A 15,347-nucleotide genomic window follows, 5' to 3' on the forward strand; every position below is an offset into this window, starting at 1 on the left:
GGGGAGCTGCGCGCACGGCGCGGCGACGACGGCGTCGCTGCGGTGCGCGTGCTGGCCGAGCCGGCCCGCGTCGTCGGCCACGAGGCGCGCGCGGTGCCGCCAGCCGGTGACCGGGCCCGCGTCGAGGGGCGCGACGGCGGGCTCGAACCGGCCCTCCGGGAAGCCGCCGAACCGCACCAGGAGCTCGGCGAGCACCTGGCCCTTGAGTTCGCGCTGGTACTGCGGGGTGGCGAAGGTGAGGTCGCAGCAGCCGGCGCCCGCCGCTGCGGCCGCGCAGGCCTCGGCGGTGCGGTACGGCGACGGCTCGAGGACCTCGATCGTGGTGGCGCGCGCGTAGGACTTCTTCACCTCGGTGACCTCGGCGCGCACCGTCTCCCCGGGGAGGGCGCCGCGGACGAACGTGGCGCGGCCGTCGTGCCGGGCCACGACGAAGCCTCCGTGCCCGGGTGCGCCGCCCCGTAGTTCGAGGACGTCGCCGACCGCGGGGGTGCTCACGCTGCGGCCCCGCCCGGGCGCCCCGGGTCGTCGGCGTGCGGCGGTTCGTCGTGCCCGGAGGTGTCGAGCCGTCGGCACACCGCGAAGGTGGCGAGCAGCAGGACCGCGAACATGGGCCATCCCATGACGATCCGGGCCACGCCCAGCCAGTTGACGCTGTCCTGCAGGAAGAGGGCGCCCTGGATCACGAAGCGCACCAGGAACGCGACGGTCCACAGCACGGTGAGCCAGATGAAGGTGCGCATGTCGCGGGGGCGGGTGCGCCAGTCGGGCCCCTCCTCGGCGCCCTGGAAGAAGTGCCACAGCACCCCGACGAGGGGCCGCCGCACTGCGATCGACACGGCGAACGCGACGGCGAGCACCGCCTGGCTGACGATGCCGTACAGGTAGTAGTACCGGCCGCCCAGGACGAGGGCGATGATCACGCAGAACGCGACCCCGATGAACCCGGAGATCGCGGGCTGCACGCTGGTGCGGGTCGCGAGGCGGACCACCAGGATCAGCAGCGCTGCGGCGAGGGCCGCCCCGGCGCCCCAGCCCAGGCCCCACAGTGCGTTGACCGGAACGAACACGACGACCGGCAGCGTCGAATAGACGAACCCCTGCCATCCGCCCATCTGGTCGAGCACCTGCTCCTTGAGCGGCTTGTCCGGGGCGGCGTCCTCGGCCGTGTCGTTCTGCGCACCTTCCGTCACACGGCCACCTTACTGGCATGCTCGGCGGATGGACTTGATGCGCTCCACGGCCGTCCTGCTGCCGGGTTCCGGTTCCGACGCGGATTTCGCGCTGCGCGCGTTCGCGCCGCTCACGGCGCTGTGCCGGTCCACGATGGCGGTCGACGCGGAGCCCCCGTCGGTCGTGGCCGGCTACCGCGCGGCGCTGGACCGCGCCGCGTCCGACGGTCCGCTGCTGGCCTGCGGTGTCTCGCTGGGTTCCGCGGTGGCGGCGGCGTGGGCCCTGGAGCATCCGGAGGCCGACGTGACGCTGGTGCTGACCCTGCCGCCGTGGTCCGGGCCCGCCGGCCCCGAGGTCCCCGCGGCGCTGTCGGCGCGGGTCACGGCGGACACCGTCGAGGATCTCGGCGCGGCGGCGGCGATCGCGCGGATGCAGGACGGCGCGCCGGCGTGGCTGGCGCGCGAGCTCACCCGGTCCTGGGCGGCGCACGGCGATTTCCTCGCCCCCGCGCTGCGCGAGGCGGCGGGGTTCGTGGCGCCGTCGGAGGAGCGGCTCGCGGGCCTGCGCGCGCGCACCGTCGTCGTGGGCGCGGAGGGCGACCTCATCCACCCGCTGCCCGTCGCCCGCGCGTGGGGCGCCGCGATACCGGGCGCCGACACCGTCGTGGTAGCTCTCGCGGACCTGGGGCCGGACCCGGCCGTGCTGGGCCGGGCGGGCCTGGGCGCGCTTACTGCTGGTTCTTGAGCCGGGACAGGGCCGATCCCTGGGTGAGCCGGTCCTGGTTGGCCTGGCGGAGGGCGGAGGGCCCGTCGGCGGAGGCGCGCTGCGCGACCTGTGCGGCGATCGACGCCGCGGCCTGCTCCTGCTGGGCCTGTTGATCGGCCATGGCCTGCTGCAGCTGCTGCACCAGCTCGGAGGGCAGCTCGATCTCCAGGTGGTCGCGGGCCGGACGCGGGTCGGTGCCGCGGCGGATCACGGTCTCCGCGATCATGGCGCGTGCCGTCTGGGCGGCCTGCTCGGACGCCTGTTCGGGCGACGCGACGACGAACCGGACCATCCACCGCGGACCGTCGACGCCGATGAACCGGAGCACGCCGTCGGGCTGCACCCCGACCACCTCGCGGCCCCAGTGGCCGTCCTCGATGGTCACCTGGGCGCCGTTCTCGCGCAACGAATCGGTGAGCTCGGTGACCACCTCGCGCCACTGGCCGCCCTTCTTCGGGGCGGCGAAGACGCCGGGGGTGATCCGCCCGACGGGGGTGTCGACGTGCACGCCGACGGGGGCGCCCTCGGGGCTCATCTCCACCTGCAGCTGGGACTCCTGCGGCATCGCGAGGATGATCGAGCCCAGGTCGAGCCGGCCCTCGTCGAGGCCCTCCTCGTCCTCGAGGAGGGACAGGTCGTACGGGCCCTCGCCGCTGCCGAGGACCTGCAGCTCCTCCACCTCGACGGGCGCGGGTGCGGTGTGGTGCTCGGGCTGCCCGATCGTGGCGTAGGGATCGACGTTCGCGGTGCTGCGCTGCTTGCCGGACTTGCGGCGGCCGAAGGCCATGTGACGGTGCTCCTCGAGTTGAGACGGTGTCCGCCGCGGTGCGGCGGTTCTCCGGGGTTCAGGGTACGACGGTGGGCGGCCGGTACGCCGACGGACGCGCGTCAGGCGGGGTCGAGACTCGCGTGCCCGCCCGACGATCCGTAGCCGCCCGCGCCGCGCACGGTCTCGTCCAGGAAGGACACCTCGATGAAGTCGGGCAGTTCCACGCGCTGCACGAGGAGCTGGGCGATCCGGTCGCCGCGGGCGATCGTCACGGGGGTCCCGCGGTCCGTGTTGAGCAGGCACACCTTGATCTCGCCGCGGTAGCCGGCGTCCACCGTGCCCGGCGTGTTGACCACCGTGAGGCCGTGCTTCGCGGCCAGGCCGGAGCGGGGGTGGATCAGGCCGACGGTGCCGTACGGCAGCGCGATCGCGACGCCGGTGGGGATCAGGGTGCGCTCCCCCGGCCCGATCGTCACGTCCGTCGTCGAACAGAGGTCGACGCCCGCGTCGCCGGGGTGCGCGCGCTTGGGCATCGGCAGGCCCTCGTCGAGCCGCAGCAGGGGTATCTGGCTCACCATGCGTTGCAGACTACGCTGGTGGGGTGGAGCACGATCCGTCGGAGAAGACCTCGCAGCCGAACCCGCCGTATTTCGAACGGCTGACGATCCCCTGGTACTGGTGGCTCTTCGGCGCCGTCGTCGCGGGCCTGATCTGTTACGAGATCACGCTGGCCGCCGTCTGGGGCTCGTGGATGATCGGCGCGTTCGTCGTCGTGGTGGCCGTCATCGGCGTGCTGCTGTGGTCGATGGGCCGGGGCACCGTCGCCGTGCGCGAAGGTGAGCTGTGGGCCGGTGCGGCGCATCTGCCGCTGGAGCTGATCGCGCGGACCGCCGTGGTGCCGGCGTCGGCGAAGAGTTCCGCGATGGGCCGCCAACTGGATCCGGCGGCGTTCGTCTATCACAAGGGCTGGATCAAGACCATGGTCGCAGTGGTACTGGACGATCCGGAGGATCCGACGCCGTACTGGATGGTCTCCACCCGGCATCCGGAGAAGTTGCTCGCGTCCATCCCCGCCGCGACCACGCTCGGTTAGAGCGGGTCGCCGCGGGAGTGTTCGCCGTCAGGCGCAGTCGATGCAGATCAGCTCGGTGCCGTTCGGATCGGCGAGGCGGCTGCGGTGGTACACGAGGAAGCAGCTCGTACAGGTGAACTCGTCGGCCTGCTTGGGTACCACGCGGACGCTCAGTTCCTCGCCCGAGAGATCGGCGCCCGGAAGCTCGAAGGACTCGGCGGTCTCGCCTTCGTCCACGTCCACCGTGCCCGACTGTGCCTCGTTGCGGCGCGCCTTCAACTCCTCGAGCGAATCCTCCGAGATCTCGTCCGCCTCGGAGCGCCGCGGCGCGTCGTAATCAGTTGCCATAGCGTCTAATCCCCATCCTGCTCGGGCCCTCCGCCTCGGGGTTTCCGATGCGTCCGGGCATCTTTTCCCGCTGCGAGCGGCCAGAGTGTAGCGCACCTCCACAGCGTTGTCACGCGTTTTGCTGTTCCACAACCCGTATGCCGCTTGCTGCACCTCAAACGCGCAACGCGCGCGGATGATTCCCGGCGGCGCCTCCGGCCCCTCGGGCTCCCGCTCCCGTAAGGTCGGGGCCGTGGTTTCCCAGCTCACCGGCGCGGGCCGCCGATTCGACCGGGGCGGCGAGCCGTTCCGCCGCAGGAACGCGCTGCCCATCCTCATCGTGGTGGCGGTCCTCGCCGTGGTCGCGATCGCGACGTGGGCCCGCGCGCTGTCCGCGCAGACCGAGGTCGCGGCGCCCGTGTCCTGTCCGCCGCCCTCCGCCGGGTCCTCGGCGGCGCCGACGTCCGCCACCGCGCCCGCGGGAGCCTCGCAGGCGCCCGCGCGCCCCGCGTCGGCCCGGTTCGACGTGGTCTCCCCCAACGACCTCATCTCGGTGCGCCCCGCCCCACTCGCCGCGACCACGGTGCGCGTGCTCAACGCCTCCGGTCAGTCCGGGCGCGCGGAGACGACCCTGAACAAGCTCTCCGACTACGGCTACGCGGCGCCGCCCACCGGCGCCTACGGCAACGACGCGCTGTACTCGAAGATGGAGTGCCAGGCGCAGATCCGGTTCGGCGACGCGGGCCGGTCCGCCGCCTCGGCGGTGTGGGTGATCGCCCCGTGCGCGGAGCTCGTCAACGACGGCCGGCGCGATTCGTCGGTCGACCTGACCCTGGGCACCTTCTTCACCGACCTGGAACCCAGTACTGACGCGCAGGAGATCCTGCGCATCCTGCGGTCGGCCCCGGCCGACGCGGCGGACGGCGGCGCGAACCCCGCGCTGGTCTCGGCGGTGCACGACAAGCCCTGCAACTGACCCGCCCTGATCTCCCCCGGGCCTAGAGGTTAGAGGTTCTCGAGGCCGCCCGCGGCGCGCAGGATCTCGATCATCCGGTCCGCGACGCCCGGCGCCGCGGCGAAGGTCAGCGCACCGTCGGCACTCGTGGACGAGACGGCCGGGACGACGACGACGGCCCCGGCCTCCTGCGCGATCAGAGCACCGGCGGCCCAGTCCCACGGGCTGAGTCCGTGCTCGTAGTGGGCGTCCACCCGGCCGGCCGCGACCATGCACAGGTCGAGCGCTGCGGAACCGATCCGGCGCACGTCGCGGACCTGCGGCAGCACCTGCGCCAGCACGCGGCCCTGCTTCTCGCGGCGCTCCCGGGCGTACCCGAACCCGGTGGCCACGAGGGCCAGCGAGGGATCCGCGATCGGGTTCACGCGCAGGATCCGCTCGTCGCCGTCCGGCCCGATCTCGCGAGCCCCGCCTCCGAGAGCGGCGGCGTAGATCCGGCCGCCGACCACATCGGCGACGGCGCCCGCCACGGACACCCCGTCGACCTGGGCGCCGAGGGAGACCGCGTACGCCGGCACCCCGTAGAGGAAGTTGACGGTGCCGTCGATGGGGTCCACGATCCACCGCACTGCGCCGGGCTCGCCGGCGTCGCCGCCCATCTCCTCGCCGAGGACGGCGTCGTCGGGGCGGAGCTCGGTGAGCCGATCGCGCACGAAACGCTCGGTCTCGGTGTCGACGACGGTGACGGGATCCGTCGGTGTGGACTTCGTGGCGACGCCGTCCGGGGTCTCCCCGCCCGTCTCGTCGAATGCGTTGGCGCCGAAGACCTCCGCACGGCGCGCTGCGACCCGTTGCGCGGCCTCACGGACCACGGTCACGGCGATCTCGGACAACTCCAGCCGGTCATGCTGCACGCCCTCCACAGAACCACAATCCACGGTAGTTTGACACCGTCGGGGTCCGGCGCCGCGGCGGCGCGGATGCACGCCCCGAGCCGGAATCCGGTCCGGCACAGGTGAGGAACGGCGGGAGTACGCATGGCGGAGAATCTGGGATTCGGCGTGGACATCGGCGGCAGCGGCATCAAGGGCGGCGTCGTCGACATGGACACGGGCGAGTTGGTGGGCGAGCGTTTCAAGGTGCTCACACCGCAGCCGTCGACGCCCGAGGCCTGCGCCGAAGCCGTGCGCGAGGTCGTCGACCACTTCGACTGGCAGGGCCCCGTGGGCGTCACCGTGCCCGCCGTCGTGACCAAGGGCACCGTCCGCAGCGCCGCGAACATCGACGCGGGCTGGGTCGGCACGGACGCCGACGCGTTGTTCACCGAGGCCCTCGGGCGGGACGTGACGGTGCTCAACGACGCCGACGCGGCGGGGCTCGCCGAGGACCGCTACGGCGCCGGCCGCGACGTCGAGGGGGTGGTACTGCTGCTGACCCTGGGGACGGGCATCGGATCGGCCCTGTTGCGTCGCGGGACCCTGGTGCCGAACACCGAGTTCGGCCACATCGAGGTGGACGGCAAGGAGGCCGAACACCGCGCGGCGAGCTCGGTGAAGGAGCGCAAGGGGTGGAGCTACGAGCGGTGGTCGAAGGAGGTCAGCCGCGTCTTCCAGGAGTACGAGAAGCTGCTGTGGCCGGACCTGATCATCGTGGGCGGCGGCGTGAGCCGGAAGGCCGAGAAGTGGGTCCCGCTGCTCGACGTGCGGACCCCCGTGACGCCCGCCGCGCTGCTGAACACGGCGGGCATCGTGGGTGCCGCGATGGCCTCCGGTCGGGGCTGATCGAGCCGTTTTCGGTGTTGAAGACGCGGGTGAACGCAGCCTTCGTCGCAGAATCGTTACAATGGGGGCCCGGCGCGAACACGCCGGACCAACCGCCGGACCTCCTCGCTCCCGGCCGCCTCAGCCGCTACCCCGCCCCGCCACCGCCGGGACGTGTGGCGCTGCCGCGCTCGGGGAGCGTCCTCCGGTGGAGAGACGGACAGTAGGAAAGGGCGTAAGTGGCAGCGACGCAGGACAGCGCCGGGGCGCAGTCGGCAGACGGCGCAGACGGTTCGGCCACCTCGGCGGCGACCCCCGCCAAGAAGACCGCGGCGAAGAAGACGGCGGCCAAGAAGGCCCCCGCGAAGAAGGCACCGGCCAAGAAGGCCCCCGCAAAGAAGGCCGCGGCCAAGAAGGCACCGGCCAAGAAGGCGGCGGTCAAGAAGACCGCCGCGAAGAAGGCACCGGCCAAGACCGCGAAGAAGGCGGCAGGCAAGAAGGACGCCTCGGCCGCCAATCCGGAGGACGGCGCGACCGACGAGGACGCGCCCGAGCTCGACGGTGATCCGAACCCCGAGGACCTGTCCGACGAGGACGTGGCGATCGAATCGGACGACGCGTCGGAGGACGCCCCGGAGCCCAAGAGCGCGGTCACCAAGCCGGCGCCCGCGGACACCGAGGAGGACGAGCCCTCCGAGCAGGACAAGGCCTCCGGCGACTTCGTCTGGGACGAGGAGGAGTCCGAGGCGCTGCGCCAGGCCCGCAAGGACGCCGAGCTCACCGCTTCGGCGGACTCGGTGCGCGCGTACCTCAAGCAGATCGGCAAGGTCGCGCTGCTCAACGCCGAGGAGGAGGTCGAGCTCGCGAAGCGGATCGAGGCCGGCCTGTTCGCGGAGCAGATGATCAACCGGTGGCTCGAGCGCGGCGAGAAGCCCGCGATCGGCATCCGCCGCGACATGAACTGGGTCGCGCGGGACGGCAACCGGGCCAAGAACCACCTGCTCGAGGCCAACCTGCGCCTCGTGGTCTCGCTGGCCAAGCGCTACACGGGCCGCGGGATGGCGTTCCTGGACCTGATCCAGGAGGGCAACCTGGGCCTGATCCGCGCGGTGGAGAAGTTCGACTACACCAAGGGCTACAAGTTCTCCACGTACGCCACCTGGTGGATCCGTCAGGCGATCACCCGCGCCATGGCCGACCAGGCCCGCACCATCCGCATCCCGGTGCACATGGTGGAGGTCATCAACAAGCTCGGCCGCATCCAGCGCGAGCTGCTCCAGGACCTGGGCCGTGAGCCCACGCCGGAGGAGCTGGCCAAGGAGATGGACATCACGCCGGAGAAGGTGCTGGAGATCCAGCAGTACGCGCGCGAGCCCATTTCGCTGGACCAGACGATCGGCGACGAGGGCGATTCGCAGCTCGGCGACTTCATCGAGGACTCCGAGGCCGTGGTCGCGGTGGACGCCGTGTCGTTCACGCTGCTGCAGGATCAGCTCCAGTCCGTGCTGGACACGCTGTCCGAGCGCGAGGCCGGCGTGGTCCGCCTGCGGTTCGGGCTCACCGACGGTCAGCCGCGCACCCTCGACGAGATCGGTCAGGTCTACGGCGTGACGCGCGAGCGCATCCGCCAGATCGAGTCGAAGACGATGAGCAAGCTGCGGCACCCGTCCCGCTCGCAGGTGCTCCGGGACTACCTGGACTAGCACCGCTCGCCGAACGCGCACCCACGGTCCCGTGGGGGCGCGTTCGCGTATTCGGGCGCGGGCGGCCCGGCGGCCTCGCTAGCGTGGGACCAGCCAGCCCACGACTCGAAAGGTGCCCCATGCCCGCAGAATTCAGCCTGCCCGGCCACGCCGGCGAGCTCGTCGCGTACCGCTGGGACGTCGACTCGCCGCGCCGGATCGTCCTGCTCGCACATGGTTACGGTGAGCACGCCGGACGGTATCCGCACGTCGCGGCGGCGCTGCAGGCCGACGGTGCGGTGGTGTACGCGGTGGACCACATCGGGCACGGCCGCTCCCCCGGCGAACGCGTGCTCATCGAGGACTACGAGGGTGTGGTGAGCGATCTGCACCTGCTGTACGAGCGCGCCGTCTCGGAGCATCCGGGGCTGCCGGTCGCGCTCGTCGGGCATTCGATGGGCGGGATGATCGCGGCGCGGTACGGGCAGCGCTACGGGCGGGAACTGGAGTCGCTGGTGCTCTCCGGTCCGGTACTCGGCCCGGCTCGACTGGTGTTGAACCTGATCGGGCTCGACGAGATCCCGGACGTGCCGCTCGATCCGGCGCTGCTGTCCCGCGACGCGGCGGTCGGCACGGCGTACGCGGCGGACCCGTTGGTGTGGCACGGGCCGTTCAAGAAGCCGACGGTGGCGGCCTGGAAGCGGGCGCTGGACACGATCGACGCGGGCGGAACGCTCGGTACCCGGACGCTGTGGCTGCACGGCTCGGACGACGAGATCGTGGTGCCGGAGGAGACGCGCGCGGCGTGGCGGGTCATCCACCCGGAGGCGAGCGAGGAGAAGCTCTACCCCGGCGCCCGCCACGAGATCTTCAACGAGACGAACTCGGCGGAGGTGCTGGCCGACGTGGTGGCGTTCCTGAACCGCGCCTGACCGTGGTTCACGCGTCGACCACGAGAAGCGGGTCCGCGGAGCGGGATACGCACGGATAGAACACCCCCTCCCGGCCGCGGTCCGGGGCGGGCACGGTGTCGCGGTGGTCGGCGCGCCCGGCGAGTACGGCCAGCTCGCAGCTCCCGCACAGCCCCGTCCGGCAGGACGACGGCGCGCCGGGCAGCTCCCGCCGTAACGCGTCCAGGGTGCATTCGCCGGCACCGACGTGCACCGTCGCTCGGGTTCGGGCGAGGTAGACGTCGAAGGGCTCGCCGGTGGCGTCGGCGCCCACCGTGAACCGCTCGGCGTGCACGGTGCCCGCCGCCTCGGCGGCGGAGATCATCGGCTCGGGGCCGCAGACGTAGACCGCGGTGCCGGGGGCCGCGGTGCGGACCAGCGCGGCGATATCGGGCCGGGGTTCGCGATCCGCCGCCGACACCGTGATCCGGTCCCCGTGGCGTCCCGCGAGCTCGTCCGCGAACGGGATCGCGCCCGCCCGCCGACCGCGGAGCACCAGGCGGAAGTCCGCACCCGCCCGGTCGAGCGCGACGAGCATGGGAAGGAACGGTGCCACGCCGATCCCGCCTGCGAGGAACAGGTACGACGGTGCCGGAACAAGCGGGAAGTCGTTGCGTGGAGCGGAGACCCGGACCGCGTCGCCGACCGCGAGACGATGCACCTCGGCCGATCCTCCGCGTCCCGCGGCCTCGAGTCGCACGGCGATCAGGTAGCCGGAGTCGCCGGGATCGCCGGCGAGCGAGTACTGCCTGACGGTGCCCGAGGGCAGCGTGAGGTCGATGTGCGCGCCGGGTTCCCAGGACCGGAGATCGTCGGGGATCAGGCGCAGCGCCCGCACTCCGTCGCACACCTCCCGCACCTCCGCGACCCTGGCGTTCGACGCGGGCTCGGGCCGCGCCGCGGCGCCCAGGGCGCGGCGGGACCGGAGCGTGCGGCGGCGCCGATCCACGAGGACGACCACCAGAGCCGCGAGCTGGGCGACGGGGGTCGGATCGCCGAGCGCGGCCAGGACGACGACGTCGAACAGCGGCGCGGCCACGCAGAGAGCGAACACCGGCGCGGATGCGATGGACGGCGGGACCGCCTCCCGCTCTCCGCGTCGCGTGCGTCCCCCCGGCTTGGCGACGGACAGCCACGCCTGGAACGCGAGGGCCGACGCCATGAGGGCCGTCCCCGCGGCGAGCGGGACGATGCCCGGTTCGCCGCCGCCCCGCACGGCGGACACCGCGTCGTTCAGCCGCGGGGACAGGACGCCGATCCCGAGGTACAGCTGCCCCAGGGTGATGACGAATTTCGCTGCGACCCAGCGATACCGGAAGTACCCCCAGGTGGTGACCGCGGCGAGGACGAAGCCGGTGAAGGCGGACGCGTTGGCGCACGCGACGAGGACCGTCGCGTCGAGGGTGTGAGCGGCGTCGATCGCCATCACCGCGGCGTCGCGGGAGGGCGCGGTCGCGCTCAGCACCATGAGGACGCACATCGCGGCGGCCTGGCTCATCCATCCCACCGAGGACAGCACGTGCAGCCACACGAGGACATGGCGCAGGGAACGGGACATCGGCCCTCCTATAGTGAACGTATACGTTCTCTATTCTGTGCCCGACGCGCCCGTGGCACCATCGGGGAACACCCCCATCCGCCGACGCGAGGACGACGATGACCGGATCCCGCCGCCGCGGCGACGACCTGCTCCGCGCGATCCGCGAGGCCGCGTTCGCCGAACTCGCCGACAAGGGCTACGGCGCGGTCACGATGGACTCGGTGGCGGCGCGTGCCGGGACCGGCAAGGCCGCGCTGTACCGCCGCTGGCCGGACCGCGACGCGCTCCTCGAGGACGCGGTCCGGCACGGCTTCACGCTGCGCCCGGCTCCGCCGTTCGACGGCGACCTCCGCGGCTACCTCGTGGCCCTGCTCTCGGGGATGGCCCGCGGCCTCGACTCCCCCGCCGGACGCGCCATGCGGGCCGTCCTGGGTGAGACCCACCGCAGGCCGGGCCTCATGGACGCGCTGCACGAGGCCGTGTTCGACCCCCGTGCCGACGAACTGCGGGCCGTGGTGCGGGCGGCCGCCGCCCGGGGCGAGGTCCCGGAGGCGGCCGCGGAGTCCCCCGCTGCCGTGCTCGGCCCGGAGCTCGTCATGTTCCGCTTCCTCACCGACGGCCGCCTGCCACCCGACGGCGCGCGTTCGATCGTCGACGACGTCGTGATGCCCCTGCTCCGCGCCGCGTGACGCCGGCGCGCGGGCCCCGGGTCAGGCGGACGGGCGGCGCCCGGCCACCCACAGCGGACCGGTGAGGAGCCAGATCACGGTGATCACGCCCAGGGTGCCGAACACGCCCATGAGCGACTCCCGCTGGGCGTCGCTCGCCACCGTGTAGCCGAGTCCGAGTGACACTGCGGATGCGATCACCACCGCGCCCAGCCAGCGGCCGAAGTCCTCCCACTCCTTCCGGGTGCGCTCGGGTCCGAGCTTCGGAACCCGGTGCGGCGCGGGCGCTCCCGCGAAACGATGCGCGAACCGTTCGTCCGCCCACACGATCATCCGCTTGCCGAACATGATCGTGCAGCCGAGGTAGATCCCGGCCAGCCGGTGCGCGAATCCCACCTCGCCACCGCGATGCAGATCCAGCGCGACCGCCGCGATCAGCACCACGTCGAGCACGGGCACGAGCGCGAGGACGACGGTGCTGACGCGCTCGGCGCGCGCGACGTAGCGCAGTGCGAGCCCGCCGAGCACGAGCACCCAGAACCCGATCTCACAGCCCAGGATCGTCCACACCACGGGATTGTTCAGCTCGTTCATGCCCTCAGTGTGCCGCTCGCCCGGCGCCCCGGGCGTCCCGCGATCGGACCGCACCGCATCCCCCTTTCGGCGGACCCCGCCGTTCCAGAGGTGTGTTGGAATGGACGCATGGAATCGGGCAGGCGTGCGTGGGCGTCCTCGCTGCGACCCTCCTGGATGTCGTCCTGGACATCGGAGTACGCCGCGGTCCCGGCGATCGGCATCACGGCGGTCGGCGCCCTGCTGTGGGCCGCGGACGGGTGGACGGTGCGCGCGGAGACGGAGCACTTCTACCCGTGGCAGGTGAAGTTCGGCCTGCTGTGCGGCGCCCTCGCGATCCAGCTCCTGGCCCGCACGCGACCCGCCGTCGCGTTCTGCCTGATGCTCGCACTGGTCGCCTGGGACGCCCCGTTCGGCCCGTCGGTCGTGCTGTGGATCGCGCTGTCGGACGTCGTCTACCTGGCGGTCGCGACGGGCGGCGACAGACTCCGCACCGCGGTCACGTGGACGGCGCTGGCGCTCACGATGGGGCTCGCGGTCGCCGCGTCGGCGACCGGAGGGGTCAAGAGCGGCATCTACCTGACGCTGGTCCTCGTGGCGGTCCTGTTGTCGCCCATCGGGTACGGCCGCGCGGTGCTGGCCTACCGGCGGCTCGCGGACGTGGAGCGGACCGAGAGCGAGGCGCGCCGCGCGAACGCGCTCGCCGAGGAGCGCAGGCGGCTGGCCCGGGAACTGCACGACACCGTCGCCGGGCACCTGTCCGCGGTGGCCATCCTCGCGGACGCGGCGCAGCGCTCTCCCGGCGACGCCGACGTGATGCGGTCGATCCGGGCCGGGAGCCTCGCGGCCCTGGAGGAGATGCGGGCGACGATCACCCTACTGACCTCCCCCGGCGACGCCGCGGTGCGCACCACCCTCGCCTCGCTCGAACCGCTCATCGACACGGCGCGGGCGGCCGGCGGCTCGGTGACGGTGCGCGCCCCCGAGGCGGAGCTGCCCACCGCGGTCGAGGCCACCCTCACGCGGATCCTCGGCGAGGTGATCGCCAACGCCACCAAGCACGCGTCCGGCCGCCCGCTGGACGTGGACCTCGTCGTCGACGGACAGGAGCTCACCATGACCGCCGCCAACCCGCGCCCGGCCGGCGCCGTCACAGGCGACGGGAACGGGCTGCGCAACATCGCCTTCCGTGCCGAATCCGTGGGCGGCACCGCCGCGGCCGGTCCGGAGGACGGCCCGTCGGGCGACCTCTGGGTGGTCCGGGCGACGATCCCGATGCGGGTGGCGGGATGACCGTCACCGTCGTCCTGGCCGACGACCACGCCGCGATCCGGTCCGGGCTGCGCCTGCTCCTGGAGTCCTCCGGGGAGGTCCGCGTGGTCGGCGAGGCGGCCGACGGCGCCGCCGCCCTGCGGCAGGCACGGGCGCTCGGACCGGACGTGGTGGTGATGGACGTGCGCATGCCCCGGGTGGACGGGCTGGCGGCGACGGCGCAGGTCGTGGAGCAGACCGACTGCGCGGTCCTGGTGCTCACCACGTTCGACCTCGACGAGTACGTGCTCGGCGCGCTGGCCGCCGGGGCCAGCGGCTTCCTCCTGAAGTCCGCCGACGGGGACGAGCTGGTCCGCGCCGTCAAGGCCGTCGCCGACGGCGACGCGGTGCTCGATCCCAAGGTGACGCGGGCCGTGATCTCAGCGATCCCGAGCCCGGCGGTCGCCGAGGCCGCCGTCGACGTGTCCGCGCTGACCGACCGCGAGCGGGACGTGCTGGCCGGGGTCGGCGCCGGACTCTCCAATCACCAGATCGCGCGCCGCCTGAACATCGGCGAGGCGACGGTGAAGACGCACGTCTCGCGGGTGCTGATGAAACTCGGCGTCCAGTCCCGGGTGCAGGCCGCCGTGATCGCGGCCCAGGCGGGGCTCGAGGAGCCGTGACCGGGCCGACGGGCCTCATCCCACCCGCGCCTGCACCACCCGCACCGTCGGTTCCACCGCGCGGGCGACGATGGGGCCGATGACGGCCATGAGGAGCACGTAGGCGCTGGCCAGCGCGGCCAGCTCGCCGTCGACGGCGCCGGAGGCCACGGTGAGCCCGGCGATGACGATGGAGAACTCGCCGCGAGCCACGAGCCCGGCCCCGGCGCGTGCCCGGCCCATCCTGCGCACCCCGTCGCGGCGGGCGGCCCACCAGCCCGTGTACACCTTCGTCGCGGTGGTCACCACGGCCAGGAACACCGCCCAGCCGAGCACCGGCGGGATGGTGCGCGGATCGGTGTTGAGGCCGAACACCACGAAGAACATGGCGGCGAACAGGTCCCGCAGCGGTTCGAGCAGCTTGGTCGCCGTGTTGGCGGTCGTTCCGGAGATCGCGATCCCCAGCATGAACGCGCCCACCGCGGCCGAGACCTGCAGCGCCGCGGCCACACCCGCGACCAGCAGCGCGGAGCCCAGCAGCATGAGCAGGAACACCTCGCGGTCCTCGCTGTGCACCACCCCGGACACCAGGCGCCCGTGCCGCAGCGCCACCCACAGCACCACGGTGATCACGGCGAGGGCGATCACCAGTGCCTGCAGGCCGCCGAAGAAGCCCACTCCCGCGAGGAGCGCGGTGAGGATCGGCAGGTACACCGCCATGGTGAGATCCTCGAACACGAGCACCGACAGGATCGTCGGCGTCTCGCGGTTTCCGAGGCGGCCCAGGTCGGTGAGCACCTTGGCCGCGATGCCCGACGACGAGATGTAGGTGACGCCGCCGAGCGCCAGGGCGCCGATCGGCCCCCAGCCGAGCAGCAGCGCCACGACCGCACCCGGCGTGGCGTTGAGCGCGATGTCCATCAGCCCGGCGGGCCAGGACCGGCGCAGCCCGGAGACGAGTTCCGGCGCGGTGTACTCCAGGCCGAGCAGCAGCAGGAGCAGGACCACGCCGATCTCGCTGGCGACGTGACCGAACTCGGTCGCGGCGCCCAGCTCGACGACGCCGCCCGCGCCGAAGGCGAGCCCACCCAGCAGGTACAGCGGGATCGGCGACATGCCGATCCGGGCGGCGACCCGGCCGAGGACGCCGAGGACGAAGAACACCGCCCCCAGTTCGATGAGCGGCAGTGCGGTGCTGGTCAC

General features: G+C 72.8%; 18 protein-coding genes. 9 read left to right on the top strand and 9 right to left on the bottom strand.

What is annotated here, in order from left to right:
* On the bottom strand, positions 1–495 hold a 495-nt coding region (locus BN39_RS23535), incomplete at its 3' end, for a TRAM domain-containing protein (RefSeq protein ID WP_019203232.1).
* Positions 492–1,190, bottom strand: a complete 699-nt coding sequence (locus BN39_RS14950; protein WP_019203233.1) for a DUF3159 domain-containing protein — start codon at positions 1,188–1,190, stop codon at positions 492–494. The genes BN39_RS23535 and BN39_RS14950, both read right to left, overlap by 4 nt.
* Before the next feature lie 28 nt (positions 1,191–1,218).
* On the opposite strand from BN39_RS14950, the gene BN39_RS14955 reads away from it, so the two are divergent.
* Complete coding sequence (locus BN39_RS14955) at positions 1,219–1,914, top strand: alpha/beta fold hydrolase (protein ID WP_040768048.1); 696 nt, start codon at positions 1,219–1,221, stop codon at positions 1,912–1,914.
* On the opposite strand, the gene BN39_RS14960 is transcribed toward BN39_RS14955, so the two are convergent.
* Both BN39_RS14960 and dut read right to left on the bottom strand, forming a co-directional pair.
* Positions 1,898–2,722: a DUF3710 domain-containing protein gene (locus BN39_RS14960; RefSeq protein ID WP_019203235.1), complete on the bottom strand. Its 825-nt coding sequence runs from the start codon at positions 2,720–2,722 to the stop codon at positions 1,898–1,900. The two genes, BN39_RS14955 and BN39_RS14960, sit on opposite strands and share 17 nt — an antisense overlap.
* A gap of 101 nt (positions 2,723–2,823) precedes the next feature.
* The gene (dut, locus tag BN39_RS14965; protein WP_019203236.1) at positions 2,824–3,282 is read right to left on the bottom strand and encodes a dUTP diphosphatase; all 459 of its coding nucleotides are present in this window, start codon (positions 3,280–3,282) and stop codon (positions 2,824–2,826) included.
* Positions 3,283–3,305: 23 nt separating this feature from the next.
* Here dut and BN39_RS14970 point away from each other — a divergent pair, with 23 nt between their 5' ends.
* Positions 3,306–3,797, top strand: a complete 492-nt coding sequence (locus BN39_RS14970) for a DUF3093 domain-containing protein (RefSeq protein WP_019203237.1) — start codon at positions 3,306–3,308, stop codon at positions 3,795–3,797.
* Positions 3,798–3,824: 27 nt separating this feature from the next.
* Here BN39_RS14970 and BN39_RS14975 read toward each other — a convergent pair whose 3' ends face one another.
* Entirely contained in the window at positions 3,825–4,124 is a 300-nt protein-coding gene (locus BN39_RS14975; protein WP_019203238.1) for a DUF4193 domain-containing protein, read from the bottom strand.
* A gap of 232 nt (positions 4,125–4,356) precedes the next feature.
* Between BN39_RS14975 and cei the strand changes: the two genes are divergently transcribed.
* Positions 4,357–5,079, top strand: coding sequence for an envelope integrity protein Cei (gene cei / locus BN39_RS14980; RefSeq protein WP_019203239.1), 723 nt, complete (start codon positions 4,357–4,359; stop codon positions 5,077–5,079).
* Positions 5,080–5,108: 29 nt separating this feature from the next.
* On the opposite strand, the gene BN39_RS14985 is transcribed toward cei, so the two are convergent.
* On the bottom strand, positions 5,109–5,981 hold the full coding sequence (locus BN39_RS14985) for an inositol monophosphatase family protein (protein WP_019203240.1): 873 nt from the start codon (positions 5,979–5,981) through the stop codon (positions 5,109–5,111).
* A 114-nt stretch (positions 5,982–6,095) separates the two neighbouring features.
* Here BN39_RS14985 and ppgK point away from each other — a divergent pair, with 114 nt between their 5' ends.
* From ppgK to BN39_RS15000, 3 genes are all read left to right on the top strand, one after another.
* Positions 6,096–6,839, top strand: a complete 744-nt coding sequence (ppgK, locus tag BN39_RS14990; RefSeq protein WP_019203241.1) for a polyphosphate--glucose phosphotransferase — start codon at positions 6,096–6,098, stop codon at positions 6,837–6,839.
* Positions 6,840–7,057: 218 nt separating this feature from the next.
* A complete protein-coding gene (locus BN39_RS14995) occupies positions 7,058–8,521 on the top strand; it encodes an RNA polymerase sigma factor (protein ID WP_019203242.1) in 1,464 nt (487 codons plus the stop codon).
* Between the two features lie 119 nt (positions 8,522–8,640).
* Positions 8,641–9,432 carry an alpha/beta hydrolase gene (locus BN39_RS15000; RefSeq protein ID WP_019203243.1) on the top strand — a complete coding sequence of 264 codons (792 nt, stop codon included), beginning with the start codon at positions 8,641–8,643 and terminating at the stop codon, positions 9,430–9,432.
* 7 nt (positions 9,433–9,439) lie between these two features.
* Here the strand turns inward: BN39_RS15000 and BN39_RS22340 are convergent, their stop codons facing one another.
* On the bottom strand, positions 9,440–11,008 hold the full coding sequence (locus BN39_RS22340; RefSeq protein WP_019203244.1) for a PDR/VanB family oxidoreductase: 1,569 nt from the start codon (positions 11,006–11,008) through the stop codon (positions 9,440–9,442).
* 98 nt (positions 11,009–11,106) lie between these two features.
* On the opposite strand from BN39_RS22340, the gene BN39_RS15010 reads away from it, so the two are divergent.
* Positions 11,107–11,679: a TetR/AcrR family transcriptional regulator gene (locus BN39_RS15010; RefSeq protein ID WP_019203245.1), complete on the top strand. Its 573-nt coding sequence runs from the start codon at positions 11,107–11,109 to the stop codon at positions 11,677–11,679.
* 21 nt (positions 11,680–11,700) lie between these two features.
* Here the strand turns inward: BN39_RS15010 and BN39_RS15015 are convergent, their stop codons facing one another.
* Positions 11,701–12,252, bottom strand: coding sequence for a hypothetical protein (locus tag BN39_RS15015; protein WP_019203246.1), 552 nt, complete (start codon positions 12,250–12,252; stop codon positions 11,701–11,703).
* Positions 12,253–12,360: 108 nt separating this feature from the next.
* On the opposite strand from BN39_RS15015, the gene BN39_RS15020 reads away from it, so the two are divergent.
* Entirely contained in the window at positions 12,361–13,524 is a 1,164-nt protein-coding gene (locus BN39_RS15020; RefSeq protein WP_019203247.1) for a sensor histidine kinase, read from the top strand.
* Positions 13,521–14,165 carry a response regulator transcription factor gene (locus tag BN39_RS15025; RefSeq protein WP_019203248.1) on the top strand — a complete coding sequence of 215 codons (645 nt, stop codon included), beginning with the start codon at positions 13,521–13,523 and terminating at the stop codon, positions 14,163–14,165. The genes BN39_RS15020 and BN39_RS15025 overlap by 4 nt, the downstream gene beginning before the upstream one ends.
* A gap of 15 nt (positions 14,166–14,180) precedes the next feature.
* Here the strand turns inward: BN39_RS15025 and BN39_RS15030 are convergent, their stop codons facing one another.
* Entirely contained in the window at positions 14,181–15,347 is a 1,167-nt protein-coding gene (locus BN39_RS15030) for a cation:proton antiporter (protein WP_019203249.1), read from the bottom strand.

Source organism: Tsukamurella sp. 1534 (assembly GCF_000312385.1).
Classification (GTDB): domain Bacteria; phylum Actinomycetota; class Actinomycetes; order Mycobacteriales; family Mycobacteriaceae; genus Tsukamurella.

Bases quoted from the DNA above. Each gene is read 5' to 3' on its own strand.
- BN39_RS15015 (WP_019203246.1), bottom strand. From the start codon at position 12,252: ATGAACGAGCTGAACAATCCCGTGGTGTGGACGATCCTGGGCTGTGAG.
- BN39_RS22340 (WP_019203244.1), bottom strand. From the start codon at position 11,008: ATGTCCCGTTCCCTGCGCCATGTCCTCGTGTGGCTGCACGTGCTGTCC.
- BN39_RS14960 (WP_019203235.1), bottom strand. From the start codon at position 2,722: ATGGCCTTCGGCCGCCGCAAGTCCGGCAAGCAGCGCAGCACCGCGAAC.
- BN39_RS15010 (WP_019203245.1), top strand. From the start codon at position 11,107: ATGACCGGATCCCGCCGCCGCGGCGACGACCTGCTCCGCGCGATCCGC.
- BN39_RS15025 (WP_019203248.1), top strand. From the start codon at position 13,521: ATGACCGTCACCGTCGTCCTGGCCGACGACCACGCCGCGATCCGGTCC.
- BN39_RS15020 (WP_019203247.1), top strand. From the start codon at position 12,361: ATGGAATCGGGCAGGCGTGCGTGGGCGTCCTCGCTGCGACCCTCCTGG.
- BN39_RS15000 (WP_019203243.1), top strand. From the start codon at position 8,641: ATGCCCGCAGAATTCAGCCTGCCCGGCCACGCCGGCGAGCTCGTCGCG.
- BN39_RS14975 (WP_019203238.1), bottom strand. From the start codon at position 4,124: ATGGCAACTGATTACGACGCGCCGCGGCGCTCCGAGGCGGACGAGATC.
- BN39_RS14955 (WP_040768048.1), top strand. From the start codon at position 1,219: ATGGACTTGATGCGCTCCACGGCCGTCCTGCTGCCGGGTTCCGGTTCC.
- ppgK (WP_019203241.1), top strand. From the start codon at position 6,096: ATGGCGGAGAATCTGGGATTCGGCGTGGACATCGGCGGCAGCGGCATC.
- dut (WP_019203236.1), bottom strand. From the start codon at position 3,282: ATGGTGAGCCAGATACCCCTGCTGCGGCTCGACGAGGGCCTGCCGATG.